The sequence below is a fragment of the Streptomyces sp. NPDC057474 genome (assembly GCF_042802555.1).
Lineage (GTDB): Bacteria > Actinomycetota > Actinomycetes > Streptomycetales > Streptomycetaceae > Streptomyces.
Genome location: NZ_JBHVDX010000309.1, coordinates 1 through 9502, shown reverse-complemented (window position 1 = coordinate 9502; position 9502 = coordinate 1). Strand labels below are relative to the sequence as shown.

Here is a 9502-nt window from a genome sequence, read left to right as displayed (position 1 = left end):
CGGCCGGGAACGGGGTATCAACATATCTGGCGTTGATTTTTGGCACGCTGTTGAGTTCTCAAGGAACGGACGCTTCCTTTGTACTCACCCAAGTTGTTCTCGGGCTTTCCTCCGGGCAGTTTCCCTTCGGTCTTGCGTTTCCGACTCTATCAGATCGTTTTCCGATCCGATTCCCTGTCGGGGGGATTTGCCTTTCGGCTGTCTTTGACCTCTTGGTTTCCCTTGCGGCCTTTCGACATTCACTACGTTAGCCGATTCCCTCGGCAACTCATAATTGAGTGCTGCGGGCTGGAATCAGGGCATGCCTAATTCGCCCCCGCTGAGGGGATGTTGTAGGTAGTGGGTTGGCCGCTCTCGGCTGCTGGCTGATCGCCGTAACCGGTTCAAGCGGCTCGGGCTACGTTACGGATCGCCCAGGAGCGAGTCAAGTTGAGCGCCGACGGGGGACGTGGGCCCGATAGGGGCTGACAGTCGGGTCGTTGGCGATCCAGAAGCGCCAGGGGTGAACGCCTCCGTCCCCCGAGACGCCGGTGCGAGGACCGGTGAGTACCTGGTCAAAGCTGGCGGGGGTGCCGGTCAGGACCGTCAGGGGTGGGGTGCCCGAGGCGCAGGCGTCCGCGCCGTCGAGGGCTCGGTCCACGTCCAGGGCCGTGGCCAGGCGGGCGGGGCCTTTGGCCAGTTCCTTGTCATTTCGGGCTGAGATTCGACGTTTGCGGGCGAGGTCGGCGCCCTCGGTGATCTCGCCGGCGCGCAGCAGAACCGCGCTCGCTCGGCCCTCCGGACCGCACACCAGGTTCATGCAGTGCCACATGCCATAGGTGAAGTAGACGTACACATGTCCGGGCGGACCGAACATCACGGCGTTGCGGGCTGTGCGACCGCGATAGGCGTGGGAGCCGGGGTCGTTCGGACCGTCGTAGGCCTCGACCTCCGTGAGGCGGAGTGCGATCGGACCGTCCGGGGTGGTGCGTACGAGGACGCGTCCCAGGAGGTCCGGTGCCACCTCCAGTACGGGGCGGTCGAAGAACTCGCGGGCGAGGGGCGTACGGTCGGGGCTCGCGATCATGGCGTACGAGCGTAGTCCAGACGGGTGCGCGCCGACGGGTGGCGTGGGGGCGTCCTCCTTGGAAGGGTTGGGAAGAGGGAGGGCGCGGAACCGGGCGCCGTCGGTTTGCGTTTGTAGGGATCAAGGATCCACGCCACGCAGAGCGATCCACACCACATAAAGCACAGAACACAGAACCACACAGATACGCAGGCGTTGCCTGACGGGAGGAACAGACATGGGGTTCAAGCGGCTGCTCGCGAGCCTGGGGGCCGGTGGGGCTTCGGTCGAGACGGTGCTGACCGAGGTCAATGTCGTCCCGGGCGGTGTCGTCCAGGGTGAGGTGCGGATCCAGGGCGGATCCGTGGACCAGCAGATCGAGGCGCTGTCGGTCGGTCTGCAGGCCAAGGTCGAGGTCGAGGGCCAGGACGCGGAGTACAAGCAGGACATGGTGTTCACCAAGCAGCGGCTCGGTGGTGCCTTCGAGCTGAAGGCCAACGCGGTGCACGTAGTGCCGTTCGGGCTGGAGATCCCGTGGGAGACGCCGGTCACCACGATCCAGGGGCAGACGCTGCCGGGTATGAACATTGGTGTGACCACCGAGCTGGAGATCGCGCGTGCGGTCGACTCCGGCGACCTGGACCCGATCAACGTGCACCCGCTGCCGGCGCAGCAGGCCATCCTGGACGCCTTCATCCAGCTGGGCTTCCGCTTCAAGAACGCGGACCTGGAGCGCGGTCACATCCGGGGTACGCGGCAGAAACTGCCCTTCTACCAGGAGATCGAGTTCTTCCCGCCGCAGCAGTACCACGGCCTGAACCAGGTGGAGCTGAGCTTCGTCGCCGACGAGCGCGAGATGGACGTCGTGCTGGAGATGGACAAGAAGCCGGGTCTGTTCAGCGAGGGCAGCGACTCGTTCCGCTCGTTCAAGGTGGGGTTGCACGACTACCAGGGCACGGACTGGGTCGCGTATCTGAACCAGTGGCTGTCGGAGGTCGGCAGCAAGCGCAGCTGGTTCTAGGCTCTGAGCACACCTACCCCGGATCCATCAGGAGGTATTGAGGTGACCGAGCCGAAGAGGCCACCGCTCCCCCACGATTTCCACCCGGTCGTGCCGTCCTTCACGGTCGCGAGCGAGGACGTCGAGGCGGGTGCGACGCTCAAGGACGCTCAGGTCCACGCGGAGGGGAACACCTCGCCGCAGCTGCGCTGGGAGGGCTTCCCGCCGGAGACCAGGAGTTTCGCCGTGACGTGCTACGACCCGGACGCCCCCACGGGGAGCGGGTTCTGGCACTGGGTCGTGTTCGACATCCCGGCGTCGGTGACGGAGTTGCCGACAGGTGCGGGCTCGGGGAAGTTCGAGGGGCTGCCCGAGGGCGCCGTCCAGGTGCGCAACGACTACGGGACGAAGGACTTCGGTGGGGCCGCGCCGCCGCCCGGGGATCCGGCGCACCGGTATGTGTTCACGGTGTACGCCGTGGATCAGGAGAAGCTCGGTCCGGATTCGGATGCTTCGCCCGCGGTGGTCGGATTCAACCTGCGATTCCATACTCTGGCGCGCGCTCAACTCCTCGGTGAGTACGCCGCTGTAGCGGAAAAGTAACGAAGCCGGACGTTCATTGAACGTTTGCCCGTCTCTGGTCTTGGAAGTGATCAGAGACGGGCATTTTTTATTGCGTTGTCCATCTCGGCGTGCCCGGCCAGAGTTGATCCAAGCCCGCCGGGGGGTGGGCTGGCACAGGAGGTGGGCTGGAATGCGGGACACGCTGGTACTGAACGCGAGCTTCGAGCCGCTGTCGACGGTGACGCTCAACCGAGCCGTCGTTCTGGTACTGCAGGACAAGGCCGTCGTCGAGCAGACCCACCCCGAACTGCGCATGCGCGGAGCCGTGGTCGATATACCTGCGCCCCGGGTGATCAGGCTCTGCAGGTATGTCAGGGTGCCGTTCCGAAGACAAGCGCCGTGGTCGAGGCGGGGTGTCCTGGTACGGGACAGGCACAGGTGCGCGTACTGCGGCAGGCGGGCGACGACCGTCGACCATGTGGTGCCGCGGTCGCGGGGCGGTGGTGACACCTGGCTGAACACGGTCGCGTCCTGCGCCGAGGACAATCACCGCAAGGCCGACCGGACTCCGGAGCAGGCGGGTATGCCGCTGCTGCGGCAGCCGTTCGAGCCGACGCCGGCCGACGCGATGCTGCTGTCTCTGGGCCACGATGACTTCGACGCGCTGCCGGCCTGGCTTTCGCAGGGGGCCGCGTAGGGCTCCGCCAGAGAGGCCCGTAGTGGCTACTGGTGATGGCTGTCTGCGGGTTGTGTGTAGCTGACCGCGCAGTTCCCCGCGCCCCTGAAAGCGTTTGGGCCCGCCTTCCTTGTGAAGGCGGGCCCTTCTTGTTGCTTCAGTCGATGGCCGGCTTTTCGCGACGCTCGTTGGCGCCGTCGGCGGGCCTGGGGACGGACGGGCCGCCGCCCAGGTTCCCGAAGTTGCCCATGGCGCCGGAGAGGCCCTTGAGGGCGTCGCCGATTTCGCTGGGGACGATCCAGAGCTTGTTGGCGTTGCCCTCGGCGATCTTCGGGAGCATCTGGAGGTACTGGTAGGAGAGGAGCTTCTGGTCCGGGTCGCCGGCGTGGATGGCCTCGAAGACCGTACGGACGGCCTGGGCCTCGCCCTCGGCGCGCAGGGCGGCGGCCTTGGCCTCACCCTCGGCGCGGAGGATCTGGGACTGCTTCTCACCCTCGGCGGTGAGGATGGCCGCCTGGCGCGTGCCTTCGGCGGTGAGGATCGCGGCGCGCTTGTCGCGGTCGGCGCGCATCTGCTTCTCCATCGAGTCCTGGATGGAGGTGGGCGGCTCGATCGCCTTCAGCTCGACGCGGTTGACGCGGATGCCCCACTTGCCGGTGGCCTCGTCGAGGACGCCGCGCAGGGCCGCGTTGATCTCCTCGCGGGAGGTCAGGGTCCGCTCCAGGTCCATGCCACCGATGATGTTGCGGAGGGTGGTGACGGTGAGCTGCTCGATCGCCTGGATGTAGCTGGCGACCTCGTAGGTCGCGGCGCGGGCGTCGGTCACCTGGTAGTAGATGACCGTGTCGATGTTCACGACCAGGTTGTCCTGGGTGATCACCGGCTGGGGCGGGAACGGCACGACCTGTTCGCGGAGGTCGATGCGGTTGCGGATCGAGTCGATGAACGGGACGACGATGTTGAGGCCCGCGTTGAGTGTGCGCGTGTAGCGGCCGAACCGCTCGACGATGGCCGCGCTGGCCTGTGGAATCACCTGGATGGTCTTGATCAGGGCGATGAAGACCAACGCCACCAGAATGATCAGGACGATGATGATCGGTTCCATCGTTTGCTCCCCGTGCCCTTCTCCGCCATGGCGCTTCCGGAAGATCTTATGCCTGTCGGGACCGTTGAAGATCTTGCTGGTCGAGTCTGGCAGAACACCGCCTGCCAGGTGGGTCGTTCAGGTCATTGCGTCATCGCCTCGTGACCACATCGTGCGAGGTCACATGACGATCGCCGTGGCTCCCTCGATCTCCACGACGTCCACTTCCTGACCCACCTCGTAGGCCTGGCCGGTGTCGAGCGAGCGGGCGGACCAGACCTCGCCGCCCAGCTTGATACGGCCGCCCGTGCCGTCGACCCGTTCCAGGACTACGGCGTGTTTGCCCTTCAACGCGTCGATGCCGGTCGCGAGTTGGGGCCGTTGGGATCTGTGCCGGGCCGCGATGGGCCGTACGACGGCGATGAGCGCGACGGAGACGATCGCGAAGACGACGACCTGGAGTACGACACCACCGCCCAGCCCCGCGGTCACGGCTCCGGCGACCGCGCCCAGGGCGAGCATGCCCAACTCGGGCATCGCGGTCACGACGAGGGCGACCCCTAGCCCGGCCGCGCCGATCAGCCACCACACCCATGCGTCGATGCTGTCCACGTCGTCCATGGTAGAACCGCGATCCTCCCGCCGAACAGAGCGCACGGTCAAAGATCGCGTACAGAGGGCTCCCAAGTCGGGTGCTCCCGGGCCGGGTTGTGGCCCCGGGGCACCCGACTGGCGGAAGATCGGGAGAAGTCGGAGGTCAGGTGAGCGGCAGGCCGTGGGCGGTCCAGCGCTCGCCGAGCTGCTCGACGACGAGCGGGAGGCCGAAGCAGAGGGAGAGGTTGCGGGAGGTGAGTTCCAGCTCCAGCGGGCCCGCGGCGAGGACCTTGCCCTGACGGATCATCAGGACGTGGGTGAAGCCCGGGGGGATCTCCTCGACGTGGTGCGTGACCATGATCATGGAGGGGGCGATCGGGTCGCGGGCGAGGCGGCCAAGACGGCGTACGAGGTCCTCGCGGCCGCCGAGGTCGAGGCCGGCGGCGGGCTCGTCGAGGAGCAGCAGCTCGGGGTCGGCCATCAGGGCGCGGGCGATGAGGGTGCGCTTGCGCTCGCCCTCGGAGAGGGTGCCGAACTTGCGGTCGACGTACTCGCTCATACCGAGGCGGTCGAGGAAGGCGCGGGCGCGCAGCTCGTCCACCTCCTCGTAGTCCTCGTTCCAGGTGGCCGTCATGCCGTACGCGGCGGTCAGCACGGTCTGCAGGACGGTCTGGCGCCTGGGGAGCTTCTCCGCCATGGCGATGCCGGCCATGCCGATGCGGGGGCGCAGTTCGAAGACGTCGACCTTGCCGAGGGTGTCGCCGAGGATCGTGGCGGTGCCCTTGCTGGGGTAGAGGTAGCTCGAGGCGATGTTGAGGAGGGTGGTCTTGCCGGCGCCGTTCGGGCCGAGGATGGCCCAGCGCTCGCCCTCCTTGACCGACCAGGAGACCTGGTCCACCAGAGCCCGGCCCTCGCGGACCACGGATACGTCCTCCAGCTCCAGAACATCGCTCATGAGCGCGCTGTCTCCCCTTGCAGTGTCAGCCTGTCTCGGCTGTCGCGTACGCCTGTGGTCGGAGCCACCGCCGGGTGGGCGCAGCCCTCAGGGAAATCTACGCCACCGCTCGGGCCGTCCATCCCATCGGTCGGTCCTTAGGGTGGGGGCATGCTCTCGGAACCACGCTCAGGACGCCTCGCCTCATGGGGAAACGCCCTTATTGCCGGACTTGTCTCGCCGGATGACGCGGTGCTCGCGATCGTCGGGGAGGACACGGTGCACCGGGTGGAGGGGCTGCCCGGTGAGTCGGGGCCCGTCGGGCTGACGCTCGCGCTGGGGCGGTTGCGGGCACTCGGGGTGACCGGGTTGCGGGTCGCGCTGCCCGCGGCGGGGCATCCGCTGGGGCTGAGCGGGCCGCCGGAGTTCAACAAGCGGGCGCTGGAGGCGGAGGAGGCGGTCGTCTGCCACGGGGGTGCGCTGGGGCTGGTGCCGGAGGTGTACTCGGTGGGGCCCGCCGGGGACGAGCATGTGGAGGTCGTCTGGCACTGTCTGGAGGTGCGGGAGGCTCCGCCCGCCGACGTGCCGTCCCTCGGGGAGGCCGAGCGGGAGTTGGCGGAGGCGTTGCGGGAGGCGACCGCGGTGTTGGCCCGGCTGGACGTCGCGGCGTCCGGGCCGGTGGCCGAGGCGGCGATCGACGCGTACCGGGCGCGGGCCGAGCGGGGGCGGGAGGTGTTGGCGCCCGGGTATCCGCCGCGTGCGGTACGGGTGCTGGAGCTGGCGCAGCGCATCGGGCTGCTGATCTCCGTGGCCCATGAGAACGGCCACGGCGGCGCCGTGAGCGCCTCCGAGATGGCCTCCCGAACGGCTGCGCTGCGTCCGGTCGAACGGACGGCTCGGCGGGCCCAGGTGGCGGCGTACAACGCGTTCGTGGAGGAACGGGAGCGGGGTCGTTAGCCGGCCGGGGGTGCGCTGTTCCTTTGGCGCACTGTTGTCCGGCGGCTGACGCTGGGCGGGGGCCGACTCCGCAACTCGGCGCTACGAGGTGCCGCTGCGCCCACCCGTACCGCCCCAGCGGCACGACTGCCCGCAGCTACGCATGGCGACTGCGAGGGTGGACAGCGGTCCCAGCGGTACGACGACTCGCAGTCGGCTGCGCTGATCGGTGCCGGGCGGACGCGCGGTGGCACGCGCGAGAGGCGGGTATGTCCGGTTCAGCGCATCGGGGCGATGAGACGAGGAAAGCGGAAGCAGATGGTGGGAAAAGGAGACGGGAAAACCTGACCGGCCTTCCAGGGGAGCCTGGAAGGCCGGTGGTCACTGGTGCTCCGAGGCGGGCACGTCAGTGGTTGACACCCAGGTTGCCGAAGGCCGGGTTCAGGACGCCGACGACGTTCACGCTGTTGCCGACCGCGTTCACGGGGATGTTGACCGGGGCCTGGATGACGTTGCCCGAGACGACGCCCGGCGAGCCGATGGCCTTGCCGTCGGCGTGCGCCCCGCCGTCGGTGGCGGAGGCCATACCGGCACCGGCGGCGACGAGGCCACCGGCCACCAGCGTGACAGCGGCGGCCTTCTTCAGGTTCTTCACTTTGAGCCCTTCCTTGCGATCACTGCGGCGGTCGCACGCAGCACGCACTGAAGAACGGCGAAGGGCCCCCGAGGATGCGCCATTCGGGGGACATACACCCGACGGTATGACTCTCAGCCCGGAACGGAACCCTCCAGGTTGACGGACAATCCGCACATCATCCGGTCACACCATGGCGTACTGCCCACAGCGCGGCCTGCGTGCGGTCCGCCAGGTCGAGCTTCATGAGGATGTTCGAGACGTGCGTCTTGACCGTCTTCTCGGAGAGGACCAGTGCTCGGGCGATCTCCCGGTTGGAGCGTCCGTCGGCTATCAGGACGAGCACCTCGCGCTCCCGCTCGGTGAGTGAACCACCTCTGCCCTGGCCGGAGTTGGCCTCCTCCTGGGACAAAAGCGCGTCGGCGACCTCCGGCTGGAGGAGAATGTGTCCGGCGTGCACCGAGCGGATGGCGCCGGCGAGGGCGTCGGGGTCCACGTCCTTGTAGACGTACCCGGCGGCGCCGGCGCGCAGGGTCGGGACGACCGTGCGCTGCTCGGTGAAGCTGGTGACGATGAGCACGCGCGCGGGGTTGTCGAGCTCGCGGAGCTTGCGCAGCGCGTCGACACCGTCCATGCCCGGCATCTTGACGTCCATGAGGACGACGTCGGGCCGGAGCTCCTCGGCACGGGCGACTCCTTCGGCGCCGTCGGCGGCCTCCCCCACGACCTCTATGTCGTCCTGTACTTCCAGGAAGGTGCGCAGGCCGCGGCGGACCACCTGGTGGTCGTCGACGAGCAACACCTTGATTGCGTCAGCCACCGGGGACCTCCATCTCGATCGTGGTGCCCTTTCCGGGCGCCGATTGCACGGTCAGCCGGCCGCCGACCCCGCTCGCCCGGTCGCGCATGGAGACCAGGCCGAGGTGGCGTCCGGCGCGGCGTATGCCCTGGGGGTCGAAGCCGGCGCCGTCGTCCGTGACCCGCAGGACGGCTCCGCCGCCGTGCCGGTCGAGGGTGACGTCGACCCGCTCGGCGCCCGAGTGCCGCAGGGCGTTGTGCAGGGCCTCCTGGGCGACGCGCAGCATGGCCTCCTCCTGGGCGGCGGGCAGCGCGCGGGCGCCGCGACCGGAGAAGGTGACGCGGGCGCTGTGGGCGCGGTCCAGGACGTGAACCTGGGTGCGCAGGGTGGCGACCAGGCCGTCCTCGTCGAGTCCCGCGGGGCGCAGCTCGACGACGGCGGCGCGCAGTTCGTCCGCGGCCTCGGCGGCGAGGGCGGCCACCTGTTGGAGTTCGCCCTTGGCGCGGGAGGGGTCGCGGTCGACCAGGGCGGCGGCGGCCTGGGCGGTCAGGCGCAGGGAGAAGAGCTTCTGGCTGACCGCGTCGTGGAGTTCGTGGGCGAGCCGGGAGCGCTCCTCGGCGATGGTCAGCTCACGGCTGCGCTCGTAGAGGCGGGCGTTGGTCAGGGCGATCGCGGCGTGCTGGGCGAGGATCGAGAGCAGGTCCTCGTCCTCCGCGGTGAAGCCGCAGCCGCCCTCGGGCTTGGGGCACCGCTTGTTGGCGAGGAAGAGGGCGCCGATGACCTCGTCGCCGTCGCGGATGGGCAGGCCCAGGAAGTCGATCAGATCGGGGTGGGCGCTCGGCCAGCCCTCGAAGCGGGGGTCCTTGCGGACGTCGGCCAGGCGCTCGGGGGTGGCCTCGTGGAGCATCGCGGCCAGGATGCCGTGCTGGCGCGGGAGGGGGCCGATGGCCTTCCACTGGGCGTCGCTGACGCCGTCGACGACGAACTGGGCGAAGCCGCCGTGGTCGTCGGGGACGCCGAGCGCGGCGTACTCCGCGTCGAGCAGCTCACGCGCGGAGGCGACGATCGTCTTGAGGACGTCGCGCACCTCCAGGTGCCTGCTCATGGCCAGCAGCGCGGAACTCACCGCGGCGAGGCCTGACCTTGGACCTTGACTCATGACCTCACCGTACCGGCGGGGTCCGACAACGCGGATCGGACCGCCGGAGGCCCTGCCCGGGCCCTGAGACCTAGGTC

12 protein-coding genes are annotated in these 9502 nt (G+C 68.7%); 5 read left to right on the top strand and 7 right to left on the bottom strand.

The window, feature by feature from the left end:
• A partial coding sequence (locus tag ACFU53_RS43865) for a hypothetical protein (RefSeq protein ID WP_384005446.1) occupies positions 1 to 251 on the top strand: 251 nt, incomplete at its 5' end.
• A 173-nt stretch (positions 252 to 424) separates the two neighbouring features.
• Here the strand turns inward: ACFU53_RS43865 and ACFU53_RS43860 are convergent.
• On the bottom strand, positions 425 to 1066 hold the full coding sequence (locus ACFU53_RS43860) for a DNA-3-methyladenine glycosylase (RefSeq protein WP_384005444.1): 642 nt from the start codon (positions 1064 to 1066) through the stop codon (positions 425 to 427).
• Between the two features lie 217 nt (positions 1067 to 1283).
• Here ACFU53_RS43860 and ACFU53_RS43855 point away from each other — a divergent pair, with 217 nt between their 5' ends.
• The 3 genes from ACFU53_RS43855 (at position 1284) to ACFU53_RS43845 (ending at position 3306) form a co-directional block, all read left to right on the top strand.
• Positions 1284 to 2066, top strand: coding sequence for a sporulation protein (locus ACFU53_RS43855; RefSeq protein ID WP_384005443.1), 783 nt, complete (start codon positions 1284 to 1286; stop codon positions 2064 to 2066).
• A gap of 42 nt (positions 2067 to 2108) precedes the next feature.
• Positions 2109 to 2648 (top strand): YbhB/YbcL family Raf kinase inhibitor-like protein, encoded by a 540-nt coding sequence (locus tag ACFU53_RS43850; protein ID WP_384005441.1) that lies wholly within the window; start codon positions 2109 to 2111, stop codon positions 2646 to 2648.
• A gap of 151 nt (positions 2649 to 2799) precedes the next feature.
• A complete protein-coding gene (locus ACFU53_RS43845; protein WP_086749942.1) occupies positions 2800 to 3306 on the top strand; it encodes an HNH endonuclease in 507 nt (168 codons plus the stop codon).
• A gap of 136 nt (positions 3307 to 3442) precedes the next feature.
• Here the strand turns inward: ACFU53_RS43845 and ACFU53_RS43840 are convergent, their stop codons facing one another.
• The 3 genes from ACFU53_RS43840 to ACFU53_RS43830 form a co-directional block, all read right to left on the bottom strand.
• Positions 3443 to 4390 carry an SPFH domain-containing protein gene (locus tag ACFU53_RS43840; RefSeq protein ID WP_384005438.1) on the bottom strand — a complete coding sequence of 316 codons (948 nt, stop codon included), beginning with the start codon at positions 4388 to 4390 and terminating at the stop codon, positions 3443 to 3445.
• A gap of 159 nt (positions 4391 to 4549) precedes the next feature.
• Positions 4550 to 4981 (bottom strand): NfeD family protein, encoded by a 432-nt coding sequence (locus ACFU53_RS43835; protein WP_384005436.1) that lies wholly within the window; start codon positions 4979 to 4981, stop codon positions 4550 to 4552.
• A gap of 145 nt (positions 4982 to 5126) precedes the next feature.
• Complete coding sequence (locus tag ACFU53_RS43830) at positions 5127 to 5918, bottom strand: ABC transporter ATP-binding protein (RefSeq protein WP_384005435.1); 792 nt, start codon at positions 5916 to 5918, stop codon at positions 5127 to 5129.
• A gap of 150 nt (positions 5919 to 6068) precedes the next feature.
• Here ACFU53_RS43830 and ACFU53_RS43825 point away from each other — a divergent pair, with 150 nt between their 5' ends.
• Positions 6069 to 6854: a hypothetical protein gene (locus tag ACFU53_RS43825; protein WP_384005433.1), complete on the top strand. Its 786-nt coding sequence runs from the start codon at positions 6069 to 6071 to the stop codon at positions 6852 to 6854.
• Between the two features lie 385 nt (positions 6855 to 7239).
• On the opposite strand, the gene chpE is transcribed toward ACFU53_RS43825, so the two are convergent.
• From chpE to ACFU53_RS43810, 3 genes are all read right to left on the bottom strand, one after another.
• On the bottom strand, positions 7240 to 7488 hold the full coding sequence (gene chpE, locus ACFU53_RS43820) for a chaplin ChpE (protein ID WP_384005431.1): 249 nt from the start codon (positions 7486 to 7488) through the stop codon (positions 7240 to 7242).
• A gap of 157 nt (positions 7489 to 7645) precedes the next feature.
• Positions 7646 to 8287 carry a response regulator gene (locus ACFU53_RS43815; protein WP_384005429.1) on the bottom strand — a complete coding sequence of 214 codons (642 nt, stop codon included), beginning with the start codon at positions 8285 to 8287 and terminating at the stop codon, positions 7646 to 7648.
• A complete protein-coding gene (locus ACFU53_RS43810) occupies positions 8280 to 9425 on the bottom strand; it encodes a GAF domain-containing sensor histidine kinase (RefSeq protein ID WP_384005427.1) in 1146 nt (381 codons plus the stop codon). Before ACFU53_RS43810 ends, ACFU53_RS43815 begins: the two co-directional genes overlap by 8 nt.
• Between the last annotated feature and the right edge of the window lie 77 nt (positions 9426 to 9502).

Excerpts from the sequence above, each read along its gene's own strand:
- ACFU53_RS43860 (WP_384005444.1), bottom strand. The coding sequence starts at position 1,066 with ATGATCGCGAGCCCCGACCGTACGCCCCTCGCCCGCGAGTTCTTCGAC.
- ACFU53_RS43855 (WP_384005443.1), top strand. The coding sequence starts at position 1,284 with ATGGGGTTCAAGCGGCTGCTCGCGAGCCTGGGGGCCGGTGGGGCTTCG.
- ACFU53_RS43845 (WP_086749942.1), top strand. The coding sequence starts at position 2,800 with ATGCGGGACACGCTGGTACTGAACGCGAGCTTCGAGCCGCTGTCGACG.
- ACFU53_RS43840 (WP_384005438.1), bottom strand. The coding sequence starts at position 4,390 with ATGGAACCGATCATCATCGTCCTGATCATTCTGGTGGCGTTGGTCTTC.
- ACFU53_RS43830 (WP_384005435.1), bottom strand. The coding sequence starts at position 5,918 with ATGAGCGATGTTCTGGAGCTGGAGGACGTATCCGTGGTCCGCGAGGGC.
- ACFU53_RS43825 (WP_384005433.1), top strand. The coding sequence starts at position 6,069 with ATGCTCTCGGAACCACGCTCAGGACGCCTCGCCTCATGGGGAAACGCC.
- ACFU53_RS43810 (WP_384005427.1), bottom strand. The coding sequence starts at position 9,425 with ATGAGTCAAGGTCCAAGGTCAGGCCTCGCCGCGGTGAGTTCCGCGCTG.